Origin of the sequence: Streptomyces sp. cg36 (assembly GCF_041080675.1) — a bacterium.
Taxonomy (GTDB): domain Bacteria; phylum Actinomycetota; class Actinomycetes; order Streptomycetales; family Streptomycetaceae; genus Streptomyces.
On sequence record NZ_CP163520.1, the window covers coordinates 6,313,755 to 6,330,166 of the forward strand.

Here is a 16,412-nt window from a genome sequence, read left to right on the forward strand (position 1 = left end):
CTCAGGCGAACAGGGCTTCTTGGCGCGGCTCGGGCACCCACAGCGGGGGCTGCACGGCCAGGCCGGGCAGGAGCAGCACCCCGCCCGTCGACCGGACCCGCAGGCACGACCCGCACGTAGCGGAAGTCCACGTGGCGTGCAGGCGCAGCGGGTTCCAGCCGATACCGACGTGGCAGGCGGGCTGGGGGACCTGCTCGCTGCCGATTCCCCACGGCCGGAGCTCGACGTCGTGCACCACATCGGAGTCCCCGATGACCATGCGCTTTCCGCCGTCGAATTTCTCGCGGAGTGTTGCCGCGACATTCGCCAGGTTGGGTTCCAAGATCATGGCGGGCTCGGGCAGGGTAGTGACCGTCATAGGATCAAGAATGCCTGACGATTCCTGACATTTCCAGGGGATACAGGAAAGTCGACAGGCCGCCGCCGGAAGCAGATCGGAGACTTCCGGCAGCGGCCCGGCTCCACAGCGAACGAAGCACTACGACCGTACGTCCCCAATTCCTAGACACGAGGCAGGCGCACCGATCGGGCCCCGGCCGCGCGTCATACGGTGACCGCCATGAACCCCGACATCCGTGACCGGTTCGCTGTGTTCCTCGCCCGCATGGCCACCACCCGGCCCGAGATCATCAAGGCCAAACCGGAGTACGCCAGCCTCACCTTCGAAGTTCTACGGGCAGCGAATGCCGATCACGAAAGGAAGCGGCAGAATTCCAGAATTGACCAGTAGGCCCGGTTGAATAGCATGTATTCCATGCCGATCAAATTCGCGACATGCTCATATTTGGAATTCCGGCCGGAAATGGGGTTGCCGGTGCGGACCACAGCGGGAGAGGCCCGGTTCATCCGATACCGGGTCGCCGGATGGCTCGACGCCCTCACCCCGTCACGCTGGTTCATCAACAAACCAGACGCCGAATTCACCCACTTCATGATCCAGAAAATAGAAGAAGCAGGCGTCGATAGGATCGTTGCGCAGGCCCAGGCCATCGCCGACCATCACGGACAACCGGACGCCACGATCGTCCTGCTCTGCTTCGAGAACTTGAAGACAAAAGCGGGCGGAGACTGGTGCCATCGTTCTCTTGTGGCCCGCTATCTAGCGGAGAAGCTGGGCTACGAGATCCCCGAGCTCGGCACGGTCGCCCCCATGCCCGCAGCCGCAGGCGGAAGCATCGAGCCGTCCGAGCCGGAGCCGGAACAGCTCAGCCTGCTGTAGAACCGCGTCGAGTCTGGGCCTGGCGGGCGGCCTTCCGTTCGGCCAGCGCCCACCCCGACCAGAACGCGTCCAGCCGCTTCTTCCGCGCTGCCCGGACAACCAGGTCCCGGGCCACACGCCGCTGCGCACTGTCCGACGCCTTGAGCATGGTGAGATCCACAACGACCACCCGACCTTCCTCCATCAAGGATCAGCCGGGGACCAGCTCGGCGGCGTGCCGCCACGCGGCCGACTCCCGACTCCCTAGCCTGGAAGACCAGGCAACAACGGGGAGGCGGTTCGCGTGGCCGGACAGCAGGTCGACGGCTTCGGGCTCATCGAGCAGGCCCTCCGGATCGCCCACGACGACCTCGACGCCTGCCGTCAGTACGCCCACGCCCGCGAGCAGGATGTACGGGCAGCGAACACTCGGGCCGAGAAGGCCGAAGCTCGTGCCGTCGAACGCGACCGCGTCCTCACCGTGGAGCGTGACCGCGTGAAGCGGCTCACCACCCAGCTCGCCCAGCTCCGGGCCGAGTTCAACCAGCGCCTGCGCGAGGACACCGAGGCCGCCGTCCAACGCACCGTGACCGTCTCCCGAGCCAACCACCACCGCCGTCAGGCCGTCCACGCCGAACAACTTCGCCGCGCCCACCACGAGGCCGGCGAACAACGCGCCCGCGCCGACCAAGCCGAACAAGACCTCGCCGAGGCCCTGGCCCTCCTCGACGACTGCACCCAAGCCCGCACCGCGGCTGACGCCGACGCCCGGCGCACGGCCCGCGCCGACGCCCAGGACGCCCTCGACCTCCTCACCGTCGACGACGGCCGGCCCAAGCGTGGCCGTCGTTGATCGCCCTCGGGACTTGACACGTCCGAGTGCCAACCGCGATTCGGATCAGCCCTGTTGCCAGGCGCGGCAGTACGGTGCCCGCCATGACCATCACGGAGACCACCAGCGCGCGAACCGAACAGCGCGCCGTGTGGGAGTACGAGTGCGAGCCGTTCACCGTTGCCGAAGGCGCCGCCCTCGACGAGTACGACAGCGCTCTGGACGGCGTACGCGAAAGCCTCGCCTGGGTTCGGGAGGCCGGCGACGCCGCTCAGTTCCTGCGTAGCAGCGTGGACCAGGACGTGACGGAGGTCCTCGCGGCCTCAGCCGAGTACACCGCGCACTTGAACACCTGGTACCTCGCGCTCGACAGTCTCATCGCCGGGCTCCTCACCTGCACCAGCGAGCGCACCTTCTACAGCACCGCCGCCGCCCGCTGCCTGAAGGCGCAGGCAGCCGAGTACCACGAGCACCGGACTGGCTTTGAGTACGCGGTAACCGTCGCGGCTCTCGGTGTCGACAACACCGTGATGGGCAACTACCCGTCACCAACGCGCAGCCTCGACCTGGCGATGCACTCGCTCAGCTGCGAAGCAGCCTGACCAGGGCCGGCCACCAGTCCGCACGGCCTTCGGTAACCGACGGAAGCCCGCCGCTGTGCGCCTGCGACGGGCTTCCCGGGAGCGTCTTTTCTAGTGGGACCACATCTGGTTCGGGCCCCCGTTACAGTCCCATATCTGGAGCCTGGTGCCGTTCCAGGTGTTCCCGCCGGGAAGGTCGAGGCACTTGCCCGACCATGCGTTGACCCACAGGCCGATCGTGTCCTTCGCGGTGGGCATCCACTGCTGGTTGTCGCCGCCGTTGCAGTCCCACAGCTGCACGGTCGCACCGTTGCCGCCGCCGGACTCGCGCGGCACGTCCAGGCACTTCCCCATGGTCTGGAGGGAGGAGCCGATGATCTGCCACTTCTGGTTGTAGTCCCCGGTGCAGTCCCACAGCTGGATCGGCGTCCCGTTGTTGTTGCTCCGGTCCTTGGCGTCGGCGCACTTGCCGAAGCTGGCCGCGACGGACAGCAGGGGCGTGTAGCGCTCGATGACGGTGCGCGAGAAGTCGACTATCCCGCCGTTCCTGGTGGTTCCCTTCGCCGAGTACTGCCAGCTCCAGTCGCCGCCGTCGCCCTTGTTCACGAACCGGCCGTCTCCGGTGAACAGCCAGATCTTGTACCAGTCGGTCTTGGTGACCGTGCCGCTCTGGAGCCGCTCGTGATACTCCACCTCGACTTCACCCGCGATGCCGTGCAGCCCCTGCCAGTAGTCGTTCTGGAACGTGTAGGGCCCGGTGTTGATGAAGTTCGTGCCATGCGTGTTGAACACCATGACGTTGTAGTCCGGAAACTCGTCCATGACGGCTTGAGTGACTCGCTTGACCCACTCGCCGCGGTTCTGCCGGTTCCTCTCGGCGTCCTCGCGGACCCCGGCCCCGATGGTCAATAGGGCCTGTGCCAGGTTCGTGCATTTAGTACCCCCGGGGCCGGACCCTCCGTCGGGGCTGCATGTACCGGCGGCCGCTGGTTGGGCCAGTCCGAACATGGTGGCCAAGACAGCAAGGATCATGGCGGCGACGCCGACCGACCTTCGTTTCACGGATTTGCCTTACGTGATGTTGACAGCAGACGGCCAACATCCTTCGCGGACGCCCGACCCGGACGAAAGCACTCCGGTGGTTGCGTGCATAACGTTCGCATGGTCCACGCCGGACACGCCGTGCCAACGGGACGCCAGCGATCGGGAACCGGCAGCGGCCGCCGCGCATCTCCGCCGGTGCGGAGCGCGACGCCATGAAGGCGGAAGGGGACGAGTTGAGAAGCTGGAGCGAGCCCACGAAGTACCTCTACTGGGCGGAACACCGGATCGACCTCTATCTGAAGTCCAACAGCCAGCACACGGCCAACAGGACGCACCAACTCGCGATGCCGTCTGTTCAGGGCATCCTCCCTGCATACACGCAGACATGGACGCCATCGGAAACATGGGCGCGGACAGCGAGGAGACTGACGCGCCGTCTTGCCTCCCATACCCACGAGATAGGTACGGCACCACAAGGAGTCCGGTTCGTTAAGGGCCACACGCCGCTGGTCCTCGGGCAGCTCTGCATTAACCACGAGCGAACCGCCGGGGGCCTGTTCTACGCCCAGCAGGGCAGCACCGTCGTGCTGCTGTTCGCGTCACTCCGGCACTTGTCCCCGGACGTCACCAGCCGGGGAGTGGGTGACGACGCCCACAACCCGTACGGCTGGTTCTCGTCCAGGGCCCACGACGTGTACTGCTGGCTGGCCGGTATCACCGGAGGACCGGACGGGCCGAGGTATAGATTCCGCGACGACCACCACTTCGCGGAAGAATGTTTGAAGATCGCCCTGCACCAGGGAGATTCCGGCTCTCCCCGCCGTGCCAGCACCCCGTGGCTTCAGCCGTTCCGTTTCGGACACATCGAACGCGGCTGTTCCTGGCTCGCAGAGATCCACTGGGACGTCCGGGTTCGTGAACCCCAGTGGGAGTGGCATGAGATGTGGCCCAACGGGAGGCGCTACGGCGGGATTCGGGTCGACCGAATCCTGATCGGTGCACCGTTCTGGCTGCGTACCGCGCCTGACGCACCGATGCTCCACTACGGGGACTACACCCTTGAGGAGCGCCGGCAGTGGAACCTCCCCACACCCCCACCCGACCCCGTACGTACCTCGCCCCGCCCGAGCTGGAGAGACGAGCTAGGCGATCGGTGAGTAGGAGACAACCGGAGATTGAGCCTTCGCCCCGAGAACCGTTGGAACCCTCCGCTGGAGGGCAGGAAGCTGGGTTCTCAGAATTGACCGGTTATGCGAGCCGGACGCGGGTGCGGCCGGGTGTCCGATTCGTCCGGGCGGGAGTCTCGCAAAACATCTCTCACAACCTATGGGCTGCGGCTGGGTTCTGACAGACGGTTATGCGAGAGTCGGGGGATGGTCACCCGCAACGACGCCGACGACATCGAGCGCCACTCCTGCCCGAGCTGCCACGCTGCCCCCGGATCGGCGTGCCGCACCCGGGGAGGCAAGGTCGCGCCGATTTACCACACGCCCCGGTTCATCCTCGTCCCCCGACTCGCCAAGTCCGCACCGATCAAGGTTCCCGCCGACCGGGGCCCCGGCAAGCCCTGGACGCCCGGCGAACCCATCGCACCGCCCGAGGAGGCCGAGCAGGCCGGCGCCCCGATCCGCATCGGCTACGCCAGATGTTCGACTGCGACCCAGGAGCTCCAGTCGCAGCTGGACCTCCTCACCCCGAAGTGCGGCAAGGTCTTCCACGAGAAGATCAGCACCCGCATCAAGGTCCGGCCCCAGCTGATGAAAGCACTCGACCTGGCCAAGGAGATCAAGACCGCCGCTCCCCACCAGACCGTCATCCTCACCGTCACGGAGATGAAGCGGCTCGGACGCGACGCCATCGAGCTGATGATCCTCTCCCGCCGCCTCCAGGACGACTCGATCAACCTGGAGATGCTGGGCGGCCCCATGCCGGGCATCTACGACCCGCACGGCAGCGGCGCTCTCCTCTTCGCGTTCTTCGCGGCCGCCGGAGAGGCCGAACGGGACAGCAATCGCGAGAAGACCCTGGAGGGCCAGCAGACCGCCCGCCGCAACGGGAACTTCGGCGGCAGGCCGAAGGTGCTGGACGACGACGACATCACGTTCGCCGTCGCGCTGAAGGCGAAGGGCGTGCCCGTCCCCGACATCGCGAAGAAGCTGACCATCAAGACCGGCAAGAACGAGGGCGAGCACCCCTCCGTCGCCTCCGTGTACCGGGCACTCGCCGAGGCCGAGGCCGCCCCCATGGCCGCCGTAGCAGCCACGTAACCGCGTGCAGGTGCGCCCGCGTAGGGTTCGGCGGATGACAAAGACCGCGCTCGCCACCCCCGACCGCAACGGGCCCGACCCGGTCCACGAACAGCTCGCCGCGCTGTTCACCTCGTGCGGCATACCGCTCGCCACCGGGACCGCCCGCGCCGGAGCCATAGGTGTCGCGGTCAGGCCGAACGGCCACGGTGGGGCGACGGTGGAGTGGTTCGCGGCGCCGGCCACCCGTAGCGTGGCTGCCGACGAGCAGCGTGACGGGCGTGCGGACGGCCCGCTCACCACCCTGCACGCGATGGCGCGCACGCGGATGCACCAGGCCCTGACCGACCTGATGACCGACATGGGGTTCGTCGTCGAGCCGGTCGGGCCCGGCCTTACTGTGGTCCGCGGGCCCCGGACTCCGGACTCGAGGTTGCGCCGCCTCGGGGACGACCTCCAGGGCGGGCGGTTGTCCCCGGTGCGTACGGCGATGCCGTTCGACTACCTCGACGAGCCAGACCTGCAAGCCCCGCCCCAGCCACGCGGGTTCCTCATCGACGAGGACACCAACGACTAGGCACGACCCGTGTCTACCTGTTGGTAGGGTCCTGGCCCTAGGGGAAGAAGGGCTGCTCAGGGCCTCATGCGGCGGCCCGACCCCTCATATGCTTTAAGTACACCGAGAGAGCGAAGCTTGATGTAATGTTTTAACCACAACGAGAGGGCCCCGCCCGGAGATTAGACCTCCGTGCGGGGCCCTTCGTTCAGCTCGGGGCCCTTTGGCTGGTGTCAACAGCCAAAGTGTCCCGGGTTACCGGGCGAGCCAATCAATGACCTGCACGAGGGCTGCGACTCCACTCAACACTGCGAGTGTGCACTGCCCCCAACGCCGGGCTGCCGCCCGGTCAATCGGTAACCACGTCGGGCCCTTGCTGTTTCGTACCACGTCACGCCTCCCTGGATCTGTGCGGGAAGAGGCAGCCGATCGGTCCGCCCCGCGGGGACGGACCGTGCGATGTCAACTCCGCACGCAAAAGGCGCTGTTGTGATGCGTTACCCCGGCGAGGCTACCGGGCCGGTCCGTGCCGGGCAGGCGAATCGGGAAGATCGGCGGTCCGGCTGGCGTCGACCACGGGGCTGTGTGTGTGGGGGGCCACGGTCACCTACGGGGCCGGTACCCGCTGGCGGCAGGGCGGATTCCGTCGAAGCTGTGACGCACGATGGCGGCCGCCGCCACCATGATGGGCATGACTAATCCGCGTGAACTTAATGTGATCTGTGACCGATGCAAGAGCCCCATCCCTGATGGTGAGGGCAACATCTGGGTCGACAACGGTGAGATCAACAAGCAGCAGGACGCCGTACAGGAGTGGAATGAGGAGCAGCGTGCCAAGACCCCTCCCGGCTTGCGCGTCACGCATGGATTCAAAGACCTGCTCGACTACCCGTCCCCTGTGGAGTGGCAGGCCCACCACTCGGCATGCGACCCCGACCCTGACGCCGATGCCTACAGCATCGAGGTAGAGCGGCTGCGCACGTGGGCCGATCTGACGCACTGGACCGCGCATCTCATGGGCAAGGGCTGGTTGAGGGCCACGGACTGGACGAAGGTCTTGGACAATGCCGCGCACAACGCGGGACGACGGGTCTCCCCAGTCACCAAGCCCACGGTGAACGCCTAACAGATGTTGGCCCTTCGTAGGTCCTGCATGGTGTCGGCCATCTGTGCGGGGCCGTGAACCATCAGTGCGCGGAGGGCGCTGATCTGGTTGGCGGCTTGCCAGAGATCACTGTCGGGGGTGGTGAAGGGGATCACTTTGATGCCGTACGCCGTGAACGGGGTGCTGTCGAGGTAGGTCATGCCGCCGGTTCCGCACAGGTAGGCGCCGGCCCCGGTCGCCTGGGTGAGTTCGGCCAGGCGCTGGGAGCGGCCCGTGTGGGTGGGGAGCTGGCTGCTGCGGATGATCTGCCCCTGCCAGCCGAGGAGGTCCAGCAGGAGGTGGGTGGATGCCTCGGTGATCTCCGCGGCTCTGTCTGTGGTGGTGAACAGGTCGAGCAGCGGGGTGAGCCGGGGGCGGAGGTCCGCCCAGTGAGGGCTCTGCTTGTAGTGCTGGGCAAGCATCCCGGCCACCCTCCGTGCGGACCGGTCCGGGTCGGCCAGGCGCATGTCGCGGATATGGGTGGCCCGTCCGTGTGGCAGATGGACCGGGAGAGACAGCCACTGTCGTCGGCTGGCGTCGTCGAGGGCTGCGAGACGGGCCCGGTGCTGGTAGTCGCGGCGGGCGAACTGGACGTCGTCGAGGACGATCCAGACGTCGGCCGCGTAGAGCTTCGCCAGGGTGGAAAGGCGAGGCAGGAAGTTGGGCTGATGGATGGCGCACGAGCGCACCGGTCGCGGTCTCAGGACCGCGACGCGGTCAAGCAGGCAGGAGCCAGCTGTCGTAGCCGCGGGCGCGCAGGCGGTCGAAGGCATCACGGACCCTTTCCGGGACGTGCTGCGCGATAGCGAATCCGCGCTGGGGGTACTTCATCACCCGTTCCATGTCTCCCATGAGCATGTCGATGAACTGTTTCTCGTCATCGTGTGTCTGTGCGTATTCGTCGAACGACAGCTTCGGGGAGACGCAGATCGGCTCGACCTCCGGCCACATCTTGCGGCATGTCGCGTAGGCCCGGCGCTGCATGTAGGGCATGGAGATCAGCAGCACGGTGGTCACCGCGATACCTGCGTTCTCCAGCACCTCGCGGGAGAAGCCGATGTTCTGCCCGGTGTTGCTGGCCTTCGGTTCCAGCAAGATCGCCTCGTCCGGCATTCCAAGGGAGAGGGCGTGCTCGCGGTAGTGGACGGCTTCTCCGCGGGGGAACCGCTCCTTGGTGGCGGTGCTGGTGTCGCCGGTGAAGACCACGGCCGGGAACATGCCGGCGTGGTACAGGTCGGCGGTGGCGCTGGCCACACCGAGGTCGAGGCTGCCGAGAGTGATCGCGGCGGAGCAGGGCCGCAGCTCGTGGCCCATCTGGTGGAAGTCCCAGATGGTGCGGGCGTCGGCCCGGTCTGCCTCGCTGATCGCGGCCTCCGTGCGGTCAGTCACGTGTACTCCTTGCTGTTACGGACGGTTTTGATGCTGCGCAGTTGGTGTTTCAGACCGTAGTGGGCGGCGATGTCCGAGGCTCGGTCGAGCATGGCGTGCCCCTCGCTGCGGGTGGCCAGGTCGGTGAGCAGGATGTGGCCGTGCGCCGTTTCGATCTGGACGCGCTGGAGCGGGGTTTCGAAGCGGCCGTTGCTGCGGGCGGTGTCGATGTAGGCCAGGGCCCGGCTGAGATCACCGGCACCGCGGTGGGCCAGTGCGAGCTTCTGCTGAGCGTTCGCCCAGTCCTCGGGTTCGTTCAGGTCCTCGAACCGCTCGGCTGCCTGCTGCATGACCTCGATGGCGAACTCATTGCGGCCGTCCTTGGCCAGGGCGGTGCCGATCCATAAGAGGGCCCGGGTGCGATCGGCCGGGCTGAGCCGTTTGTCACCGGCGAGCTGCTGGTAGCGGGTAGCCGCAGGGGTGAGGCGGCCGGCCATTTCGGCGACCACGGCGAGGGAGAGTTCGATCTGCGCGGCTCGGCGGGGGATGCCGAGCTCGGTGAATACGTCGTATGCGTCGCAGTAGAGCCGCTTGGCGGTCATCAAGTCCTGAAGGGTGCCCTGGAGGCGTCGCAGGTCGCCGGACAGGACCAGCGAGCGTCCGTACAGGTACAGGCCCCGAGGGTCGAGGTCGTGGGGCTGGGCGTGGCCGAGCCAGCGTTCCAGCAGGGTGGCGGCGAAAGCGAAGTCCTGACGGTCGAGGCACACCACGATCCGCTCCAGATCCTCCGTCCAGGTCTCGTGGTCCGGGATCGTGGCCGCCAGCGTTGTGCTCGGTCGCCGCTCCAGCGGGCCCTGGGCGAGGAACTGCACGAAGCGTGTCTGGGTGACGGCGTCGGCGCGGGCGAGTGCGGTGTCGAGGATGGCCTGGGTGTCTGGTCTGGGCTCGATGGCGGCCCGGTGCTTGTCCCAGTTGGCGACGGTCCGTTCGGCGACGCCGAGGTGATCGGCGTAGGCGCGGACGCTCATCCGCAGCGCGCGGCGCAGGGCATGGGCCTCCTCGCCGGTCCACTGCTGCACCGTCGCCACGTGTCGCTCCCTTCCTGCCCGTCATGGAAGCACGCGGGACGCACGGCGTGCACGGCAACTGCAACGGAAGTGCAACGCCGGTTCATTTCAGCGCCGTTGGGATGCCGCCACTCTCGGTCCCACGGTCAGCGACGCGACACCTGCGGCGCTCACCGTGGTTGCCCCGACTCTTCAAGGACGGACATCAGGATGGAACCGGTCACGGAGCATCGCCGCGTCAACGGCCCAGTCGTGTACGGCTTTTTGCGGCTGGTCAAAGCGTCCACAGCACGGCAGACAGCGTTGACGCGGGCGCTGACCGAGTACTGCCGACAGCACGAACTGCTGCTGTCCGGGATCTTCACCGACCGCGCGGCTGGGGCCGGGGATCTCTCGCCGGCCTTCACCGGGCTGCTGGACGTGCTCGCGCTGCCGGATGCCTATGGTGTCGTGCTCCCCGCCGTATCCCACCTCGGTCCCCGGGCGATAGCGGCCGCGCGGCAGGAACGTATCGGTGTGACCGGAACCCGCGTTCTGTTCGTTCGGGGCCCTCGCCTGCATCGCCCGAGCGGCCCGCGCCGCTCACCTGCGTCTGGGAGTGCGGTCCGCTGCCCGAGGGCGGATTGCGCGGCGGCTCTGCACGCCGAACCCTAACCGGCCCCTGAGGAGCCCTGCCATGAGACCACACCACGCCCGTATCGCCCTGCTCGCCGCCCCCGAACAGGTCGCGTTCGCCCGCGACCGGATCATCACCCAGGTCAGGTCAGGCGGCGGCTTTCTGGCGCTCCACGACGCGGACACGTTCGCCGAGCTGCTTCACGGCCCGGATAGTCGGCTGCGCCGCGATGTCATGGCGCAGCGCCGTGAAGTGCTCGTCACCGCGGGCGGTGGACAGAGCGGTGTAGTCGTCGAGGAATGCGTTCCACGTCGCGCACGCGGCCTCGATGTGCCCGAGCTCCCACTGTCGCGAGGCGAGGACCCCGTTCGCATGGACCCGGCCCTGCCGCTCGTGGACGGGGCGGACCCGGTTGGACTGCTGCATCGCCTTGATGGAGCCGGGAAGGTCGCCGAGCTCGTACAGGACGTGGGAAACGTGGAAGTGGTAGGCGGCCTGGTCGTAGCCGCCCACCGCGTCATTGCGGCCGTCCGCCTTCGACAGCGCGGTCTCCGTCTCGTTCAGCCGGGTGAACGCCTGACGCCGGTCCTTCACCATCGCCGCGCCGTGGGCTTGCTGGCCGCGAAGGAACGCGACGAGCCGGGGCCCGGCCGACGGTGCGGCCTCGGCCGCCGAGTCGGCGTACTGAAGCGCCTTGGCGCCGTAGCCGAGGTTCGACGCCTGAAGGCTCATGCCGCGCAGGGTCCGGCAATACGTGACGTGGTCCTGGGCGTCCTTGGCGAGGCTGAGGGCCTGGACGAAGTACTTCTGCCCCAGGCCGTGGGCCCGCTCGTACATCGCCATCCACCCGGTCAGGTAGACGAAATCGGAGGCCGCGGCGAGCATCTGGCCGTGCACCGCAGGGGTGGCGTCGGCGTCGACCCAGGGCAGCACGGTGTTCGCGAGGAACGCGGCCGCCATGGGGCGGGCGTGGCCGCCGCCGAGGTCGTCGAGGATCGTCGCGATGTGGTCGGTCATCTTCTGCACGGTGGTGACTTCGCCAGGACCGATGTGGACGGTGCGGCCCGCCTTGACGTCGGTGTCGGCAGCGTCGAGCCGGTCCCCGAGGTCGGTGTACAGCGGCACCATGAGGGCGGCCGAGTACAAGCCAGCGGAGAGCACGCCCCGGCGGGAGGGGTCCATGTCGCTCCTCACGAGGTCCGCCAGGCCGGCGACCTTGTTCGTGTCCTCGCCGGGCAGCCCGGCCTCGGCGCACGTTACCGGGCGTCCGATCCTCCGCGAGAACGCTTCGACGACGATGGGCTGCACCTGTGCGCGGGGAAGGCTGCCCTTGAGCCAGTAGGTGACGGTGCTCGCGCTGTAGTTCAAGGTCATGCCCGCCTCGGCGGCGACCCGGTTCACGGCCCGCGCGAGCTGCCCGTTTCCCCAGTCGGCCTCGGTCATCAGCGCGCCGAGCCCCGTGTTCGGTGTGCGTCCCATTTCCAGCTCCCTGGCATTCAACGCATTCAACGGCCTTACCAGCATGGCCCGTTCTGCCTTCGGGTGTACCCCCGTTGAATGGTTGCGAGCCGTCCCAGGCCGGATGCCGACTGCACCTCGGCCCCCCTGGCAGGGACGCGCCTGGGATGGCCACCCCCTGCACGGGCCGCGGCATGACCCCTTGCCGTGCGTGATCCGCACCGCCCACTGTCGAGCGCTCAAGGACCCCCAGATGGTCAGGATTCAGAACACCGCTAAGCCGGAGGCCGTGTCCGCGCTGGACATGCAGCGCGATATCCGCCTCGCGCTGTCCCTGGCCGACCACGCCCCGTCCGGCCCGGTCGCGAGGGAAGTCCGCGGCCGTCTGCGCGACTACATCACCGTCCTGGAAGACCCGGCCGGTAGATACGCGACGTCCCTCGACACGGCCACGCGGGCGAGGGACGTCGCGGTCTCCACGATCCGGTACGCGCATGACCTGGCCCATGATCCGGGCGGTGATCCGGTCGCCTCGCTGCGGCTGCTGGCGAAGTCGACGGACTGCCTGCTCCGCTACGCGGCCTCCGCGCCCGGTCCCAAGGCGGAAGCCTGATGTGGCCGTTAGTGATCGGTGCCGGGCTCCTGGCCGCCATGGCGGCCCTGTTCGTCATCGACAGATGGAGGGACCGGTGAACGGGTGCCACCGGGCCGTACCGCCGCCGATCGAGTTCCACCCGGTGCGGTTCGTGCTCGCGGTCCTGGCGGCCGGACTGGTCGGGCCGACGGTGGCCCTCCACCACCAGGCCGCCGAGCTGGTCGCCGGAGCGGAGCGGGAGACCGTCCCGGTGACCGTGCCGGACATCCCTCCGTCCGGCACATGAAGAACGCTCCGGCACCCGCACGTTGGTCCGTTCCGGGTGCCGGAGCTCCCAAGACCACCGCTCCTCTTTGCGGGGCGGTGCGGGCGGCCCGGTGCCCTTCCCGGCGTCCGCTGGCCTCATCTCGCACGACACACCAGCAGTTCGCCCGCCGTCGGCGGCGGGCGGACCTTCCCCCGAACGAAGGAGAAGCACGTGAACGCGACACTCACCCGGCCCGCCCCCGAACAGGCCGCCGAACGCGCCCGCGCGATCCTCGCGGCCTGGCAGAACGACCCCGAGATGGCCACCGTCATGGAAGGGTGCGCCGGGTACTCCAACGAGTGGGACGACTTCTACGGCGGCCCGCTCGTCATCGACTACTCCGTCACCCGCGACGCGAAGCCGCTGCTCGACAACGCGTTGAAGGTGATGGCCCTCAAGTCGGCCGTGTACGAGATGACCGACGGCGATGAGCTGGCCGCCGAGATCCCTGTGCCCGTGCCGGTCGACGTCACCTGCCACGCGCTGTGTGCGCAGATCACGGCCCTGTCGCGCGTTCAACAGCGCACCGGGCACCTGTTCGTCCACTCCACGGTGAACGAGCACGTCAACAACACCCCGTGGAAGCTGGGGGACTACACCCATCAGGCATACCGGGCCGCGTTCGGGCCGGTCGACGACCGGTACTGGATCGACGCCGACGAGGCCGAGCGGCGCCGCCAGGTCCTCGACACCGCGTACGCGTCGATCGGCGTCACCGATCGCGGGCAAACAGTCTCCATCGACTTCGCGGCGGCGTAGCCACCGGCTCCGGGGGCTCCGGTACGTACGCCGGGGCCATGCGGTCTGGTACTTCCCCGATCTTGTGGGGGTGGACGCACGCCGGAGTGCCCTCGGCGGTGTAGCGGTAGCCGTCGGCCGGATTGAACGGGCACTCCCGGTTCGGCCGGTCGTAGATCACGAACTGTTCGCGCGGGAACCGTTTCGACGGGCAGATCCCGCACACTGGCCGATCCGGATCATCGTCTTCGACGTAGGGCCGTGGGGCGTCGTCCATGCCGCAGCACCCTAGCGGCAACCGGGCCACTGCTGCGGTGACCGTGTCCGGCAGGCCGCCGTCCGAGTAGCACCCGAAGGCTCCGCCCGTCCCCGTTCCTGGCAGTCGGCGCGGACGGAGACGGCGCCGGCCGGTTTCCCCCGAGACCGGTCGGCGCATCCAGCCCGGTACAGACCTCACTGCTGAAGGGCCCACCGATGACCGAAGACACATCGCGCCCGACTCCGTACGCGGACGCAGCACGGATCTTCCAGAGCACGGCCCGGTACTACGCCCGGTACCGGCTGCCTCACCCGGCGGTTCTCACCGACCACATCGTGAGCCTGGCCCGTGAACACACTGCTGCTCCGCGCATGGCCGACCTCGGGTGCGGCACCGGCCTGGTGAGCCTCGAACTGGCCGCGCGCGGCGTCGACGTGATCGCGGTCGACGCCAACCCCGCCATGCTGGCCGAAGGCCGCAAGGCCGCAGCCGAGCGGGGTCTGCTCATCGACTGGCGCGAGGGTACCGGGGAGAACATCGCCGCAATGCCCGGCACCGACGGGATCTCCGGCGCGGTGATCGCCGACGCCTTCCACTGGATGGACCGCCCCCAGGTTCTGCACCAGCTCGACCAGGTCGTGGCGCCGGGCGGCTTCGTGGCCGTGCTGGTCTCCCGCGCGGCGAACACCGAACGGCCGTGGTGGTGGGAGGTGATCGCCAGGGTGCGGGCCCGGTTCGTCGGCGAGGTCCCCGCCGCCGGCGTCGGCCAGGAGTACAAGCCGCCGCAGGCCGATCACGAGACGGTGCTGCGGCACTCGCCGTTCAGCCGGGTCGCGGTGACGAGGGCCGAGCACACCGTCCGGTACACCACGGACGAGTTGGTGGCCGTGCAGTTCACCTACGCCTTCTCCTCACCGGACCTGCTGGGCGACCGGTGCGAGGAGTTCTCGCAGGCGGTACGGGCGGCGTTGCTGGCGGTCGAGCCGTCCGGCCGGTTCGAGGCGACGGCCACGGCCGCCCTGATCCTGGGGTGGCGTGCGCACGGCTGACTGGTTCCCCGCCGGAGCGGGGAACCAGTCGGGGTCACCCGTGGCCGAGGCGGTGCACGGTCCAGCCCGCGGACTCCCACTGGTCGCGCTGCACAGCGCTGCGGGCGTCGACCAGGACGCGGGAGGCGACGACCTCGCCGACGGCGGCCGGGTCGGCGCCCGCGAACTGGGGCCACTCGGTGGCCAGCAGTACCGCGTCCGCGCCCCTGGCCGCGTCCACCGCGTTCCCCGCGTAGCCGAGTTCGGGCAGGACAGCGCGGGCGTTGGCACCGGCCATCGGGTCGTACACGGTCACCAGCGCCCCGGCCTGGTGCAGACGAGCGGCCACGTCCAGGGCCGGGGAGTCGCGGACGTCGTCGGTGCCGGGCTTGAACGCCGCTCCCCACACCGTGATCCGGCGGCCGGTCAGGTCGCCGCCGACGGCCGCCTGGAGCCGTTCGACGGTGTGGGTGCGCCGTTCCTGGTTGACGGCGTCCACGCCGCGCAGGAAGTCGAAGGAGCCGCCGACGCCGAGCTGGTCGGCGCGGGCGATGAACGCGCGGACGTCCTTGGGCAGGCAGCCACCGCCGTAGCCGAGCCCCGGCGACATGGCCTTGTGGCCGATGCGGTCGTCGAACCCGATCGCGTGCGCGACGGTCGCCGCGTCCGCGCCGGCGGCTTCGGCGAGGTTCGCGATGGCGTTGATGAAGCTGATCCTGGTCGCCAGGTAGGCGTTCGCCGATCCCTTCACCAGCTCGCAGGTCGCGGGGTCGGTGACGATGATCGGCGATCCGGCGTCCACGATCGGCGCGAACGCCTCGCGGATCATCTTGTCGGCCCACGGGCTGGCGACACCGGCCACGATCCGGTCCGGGTGGAGCGTGTCGTCCACCGCGTGCCCTTCGCGCAGGAACTCCGGGCTCCACGCCACCTCAACGGCGTCTCCGGCGGGCGCGAGAGCGTGGACGCGGTCGGTGATCGCGGCGGTCGTGCCGACCGGGACGGTGGACTTCCCGACGATCAGGCACCGGCCGGTCAGGTGGGGGGCGAGCGCGTCCACGGCCGCATGGACCTGCGACAGGTCGTAGCCCGACCCGTCGGGAAGGTCCGGGGTGCCCACGCCGATGAAATGGATCTCCCCGAACGCGGCGGCCTCCGCGAAGTCGGTGGTGAACCGCAGGCGCCCGCCGACGTGGCGGCCCAGCAGGTCATCGAGCTTGGGTTCTCTGAACCAGGCCCGGCCGCCGTTCAACGTGTCGATCTTGTCGGCGTCGATGTCCACGCCGATCACGTCATGGCCGATCTCGGCCATGGCTGCGGCGTGCGTGGCCCCGAGGTGCCCGCATCCAATCACGGTCATGCGCACTGCGGTCCG

At 68.6% G+C, this 16,412-nt stretch carries 20 protein-coding genes; 13 read left to right on the plus strand and 7 right to left on the minus strand.

Translation table 11 applies throughout. From position 1 onward, the window contains the following. Position 1: 1 nt before the first annotated feature. A complete protein-coding gene (locus tag AB5J87_RS27955) occupies positions 2-358 on the minus strand; it encodes a hypothetical protein (protein WP_369380399.1) in 357 nt (118 codons plus the stop codon). Positions 359-559: 201 nt separating this feature from the next. On the opposite strand from AB5J87_RS27955, the gene AB5J87_RS27960 reads away from it, so the two are divergent. The 4 genes from AB5J87_RS27960 to AB5J87_RS27975 all read left to right on the plus strand — a co-directional run bounded on the left by AB5J87_RS27960 (position 560) and on the right by AB5J87_RS27975 (position 2,632). Continuing rightward, on the plus strand, positions 560-730 hold the full coding sequence (locus AB5J87_RS27960) for a hypothetical protein (RefSeq protein WP_369380401.1): 171 nt from the start codon (positions 560-562) through the stop codon (positions 728-730). A gap of 24 nt (positions 731-754) precedes the next feature. Beyond that, on the plus strand, positions 755-1,219 hold the full coding sequence (locus AB5J87_RS27965) for a hypothetical protein (protein ID WP_369380404.1): 465 nt from the start codon (positions 755-757) through the stop codon (positions 1,217-1,219). A 283-nt stretch (positions 1,220-1,502) separates the two neighbouring features. Further along, complete coding sequence (locus tag AB5J87_RS27970; protein ID WP_369380406.1) at positions 1,503-2,051, plus strand: hypothetical protein; 549 nt, start codon at positions 1,503-1,505, stop codon at positions 2,049-2,051. An 83-nt stretch (positions 2,052-2,134) separates the two neighbouring features. Then, a complete protein-coding gene (locus AB5J87_RS27975) occupies positions 2,135-2,632 on the plus strand; it encodes a hypothetical protein (RefSeq protein WP_369380407.1) in 498 nt (165 codons plus the stop codon). A gap of 90 nt (positions 2,633-2,722) precedes the next feature. Here AB5J87_RS27975 and AB5J87_RS27980 read toward each other — a convergent pair whose 3' ends face one another. Continuing rightward, positions 2,723-3,433 carry a ricin-type beta-trefoil lectin domain protein gene (locus AB5J87_RS27980; RefSeq protein ID WP_369380409.1) on the minus strand — a complete coding sequence of 237 codons (711 nt, stop codon included), beginning with the start codon at positions 3,431-3,433 and terminating at the stop codon, positions 2,723-2,725. 434 nt (positions 3,434-3,867) lie between these two features. Between AB5J87_RS27980 and AB5J87_RS27985 the strand changes: the two genes are divergently transcribed. From AB5J87_RS27985 to AB5J87_RS28000, 4 genes are all read left to right on the plus strand, one after another. After that, positions 3,868-4,812: a hypothetical protein gene (locus AB5J87_RS27985; protein WP_369380411.1), complete on the plus strand. Its 945-nt coding sequence runs from the start codon at positions 3,868-3,870 to the stop codon at positions 4,810-4,812. 216 nt (positions 4,813-5,028) lie between these two features. Further along, a complete protein-coding gene (locus AB5J87_RS27990) occupies positions 5,029-5,922 on the plus strand; it encodes a recombinase family protein (protein ID WP_369380412.1) in 894 nt (297 codons plus the stop codon). Positions 5,923-5,956: 34 nt separating this feature from the next. Then, the gene (locus AB5J87_RS27995) at positions 5,957-6,478 is read left to right on the plus strand and encodes a hypothetical protein (protein ID WP_369380414.1); all 522 of its coding nucleotides are present in this window, start codon (positions 5,957-5,959) and stop codon (positions 6,476-6,478) included. Between the two features lie 670 nt (positions 6,479-7,148). Beyond that, positions 7,149-7,583 carry a hypothetical protein gene (locus AB5J87_RS28000; protein ID WP_369380417.1) on the plus strand — a complete coding sequence of 145 codons (435 nt, stop codon included), beginning with the start codon at positions 7,149-7,151 and terminating at the stop codon, positions 7,581-7,583. On the opposite strand, the gene AB5J87_RS28005 is transcribed toward AB5J87_RS28000, so the two are convergent. From AB5J87_RS28005 to AB5J87_RS28015, 3 genes are read right to left on the minus strand one after another with little or no spacing between them, the layout of a single operon-like run. Further along, a complete protein-coding gene (locus AB5J87_RS28005) occupies positions 7,580-8,290 on the minus strand; it encodes a WbqC family protein (protein ID WP_369380419.1) in 711 nt (236 codons plus the stop codon). The genes AB5J87_RS28000 and AB5J87_RS28005 overlap by 4 nt on opposite strands. A gap of 28 nt (positions 8,291-8,318) precedes the next feature. Beyond that, positions 8,319-8,990, minus strand: coding sequence for a YdcF family protein (locus AB5J87_RS28010; RefSeq protein WP_369380421.1), 672 nt, complete (start codon positions 8,988-8,990; stop codon positions 8,319-8,321). Further along, positions 8,987-10,057, minus strand: a complete 1,071-nt coding sequence (locus AB5J87_RS28015) for a helix-turn-helix domain-containing protein (RefSeq protein ID WP_369380423.1) — start codon at positions 10,055-10,057, stop codon at positions 8,987-8,989. Before AB5J87_RS28015 ends, AB5J87_RS28010 begins: the two co-directional genes overlap by 4 nt. A 189-nt stretch (positions 10,058-10,246) precedes the next feature. Between AB5J87_RS28015 and AB5J87_RS28020 the strand changes: the two genes are divergently transcribed. Beyond that, a complete protein-coding gene (locus AB5J87_RS28020; RefSeq protein WP_369380426.1) occupies positions 10,247-10,690 on the plus strand; it encodes a hypothetical protein in 444 nt (147 codons plus the stop codon). Positions 10,691-10,799: 109 nt separating this feature from the next. On the opposite strand, the gene AB5J87_RS28025 is transcribed toward AB5J87_RS28020, so the two are convergent. Next, positions 10,800-12,131, minus strand: coding sequence for a hypothetical protein (locus AB5J87_RS28025; RefSeq protein WP_369380428.1), 1,332 nt, complete (start codon positions 12,129-12,131; stop codon positions 10,800-10,802). Positions 12,132-12,363: 232 nt separating this feature from the next. Here AB5J87_RS28025 and AB5J87_RS28030 point away from each other — a divergent pair, with 232 nt between their 5' ends. The 4 genes from AB5J87_RS28030 (at position 12,364) to AB5J87_RS28045 (ending at position 15,058) form a co-directional block, all read left to right on the plus strand. Continuing rightward, positions 12,364-12,723, plus strand: a complete 360-nt coding sequence (locus tag AB5J87_RS28030) for a DUF6415 family natural product biosynthesis protein (protein ID WP_369380429.1) — start codon at positions 12,364-12,366, stop codon at positions 12,721-12,723. A gap of 76 nt (positions 12,724-12,799) precedes the next feature. Further along, positions 12,800-12,991: a hypothetical protein gene (locus AB5J87_RS28035; protein WP_369380432.1), complete on the plus strand. Its 192-nt coding sequence runs from the start codon at positions 12,800-12,802 to the stop codon at positions 12,989-12,991. A gap of 192 nt (positions 12,992-13,183) precedes the next feature. Beyond that, complete coding sequence (locus tag AB5J87_RS28040; RefSeq protein ID WP_369380434.1) at positions 13,184-13,771, plus strand: hypothetical protein; 588 nt, start codon at positions 13,184-13,186, stop codon at positions 13,769-13,771. A 453-nt stretch (positions 13,772-14,224) separates the two neighbouring features. After that, positions 14,225-15,058 carry a class I SAM-dependent methyltransferase gene (locus AB5J87_RS28045; RefSeq protein WP_369380437.1) on the plus strand — a complete coding sequence of 278 codons (834 nt, stop codon included), beginning with the start codon at positions 14,225-14,227 and terminating at the stop codon, positions 15,056-15,058. Positions 15,059-15,092: 34 nt separating this feature from the next. Here AB5J87_RS28045 and AB5J87_RS28050 read toward each other — a convergent pair whose 3' ends face one another. Beyond that, entirely contained in the window at positions 15,093-16,397 is a 1,305-nt protein-coding gene (locus tag AB5J87_RS28050) for a UDP-glucose/GDP-mannose dehydrogenase family protein (RefSeq protein WP_369380438.1), read from the minus strand. Between the last annotated feature and the right edge of the window lie 15 nt (positions 16,398-16,412).

What these genes read in the sequence shown, in the direction of transcription:
- AB5J87_RS27955 (WP_369380399.1), bottom strand. Translation starts at nt 358, where the DNA reads ATGACGGTCACTACCCTGCCCGAGCCCGCCATGATCTTGGAACCCAAC.
- AB5J87_RS27960 (WP_369380401.1), top strand. Translation starts at nt 560, where the DNA reads ATGAACCCCGACATCCGTGACCGGTTCGCTGTGTTCCTCGCCCGCATG.
- AB5J87_RS27965 (WP_369380404.1), top strand. Translation starts at nt 755, where the DNA reads ATGCCGATCAAATTCGCGACATGCTCATATTTGGAATTCCGGCCGGAA.
- AB5J87_RS27975 (WP_369380407.1), top strand. Translation starts at nt 2,135, where the DNA reads ATGACCATCACGGAGACCACCAGCGCGCGAACCGAACAGCGCGCCGTG.
- AB5J87_RS27980 (WP_369380409.1), bottom strand. Translation starts at nt 3,433, where the DNA reads ATGGACGAGTTTCCGGACTACAACGTCATGGTGTTCAACACGCATGGC.
- AB5J87_RS27985 (WP_369380411.1), top strand. Translation starts at nt 3,868, where the DNA reads ATGAAGGCGGAAGGGGACGAGTTGAGAAGCTGGAGCGAGCCCACGAAG.
- AB5J87_RS27990 (WP_369380412.1), top strand. Translation starts at nt 5,029, where the DNA reads ATGGTCACCCGCAACGACGCCGACGACATCGAGCGCCACTCCTGCCCG.
- AB5J87_RS27995 (WP_369380414.1), top strand. Translation starts at nt 5,957, where the DNA reads ATGACAAAGACCGCGCTCGCCACCCCCGACCGCAACGGGCCCGACCCG.
- AB5J87_RS28000 (WP_369380417.1), top strand. Translation starts at nt 7,149, where the DNA reads ATGACTAATCCGCGTGAACTTAATGTGATCTGTGACCGATGCAAGAGC.
- AB5J87_RS28020 (WP_369380426.1), top strand. Translation starts at nt 10,247, where the DNA reads ATGGAACCGGTCACGGAGCATCGCCGCGTCAACGGCCCAGTCGTGTAC.
- AB5J87_RS28025 (WP_369380428.1), bottom strand. Translation starts at nt 12,131, where the DNA reads ATGGGACGCACACCGAACACGGGGCTCGGCGCGCTGATGACCGAGGCC.
- AB5J87_RS28030 (WP_369380429.1), top strand. Translation starts at nt 12,364, where the DNA reads ATGGTCAGGATTCAGAACACCGCTAAGCCGGAGGCCGTGTCCGCGCTG.
- AB5J87_RS28045 (WP_369380437.1), top strand. Translation starts at nt 14,225, where the DNA reads ATGACCGAAGACACATCGCGCCCGACTCCGTACGCGGACGCAGCACGG.
- AB5J87_RS28050 (WP_369380438.1), bottom strand. Translation starts at nt 16,397, where the DNA reads ATGACCGTGATTGGATGCGGGCACCTCGGGGCCACGCACGCCGCAGCC.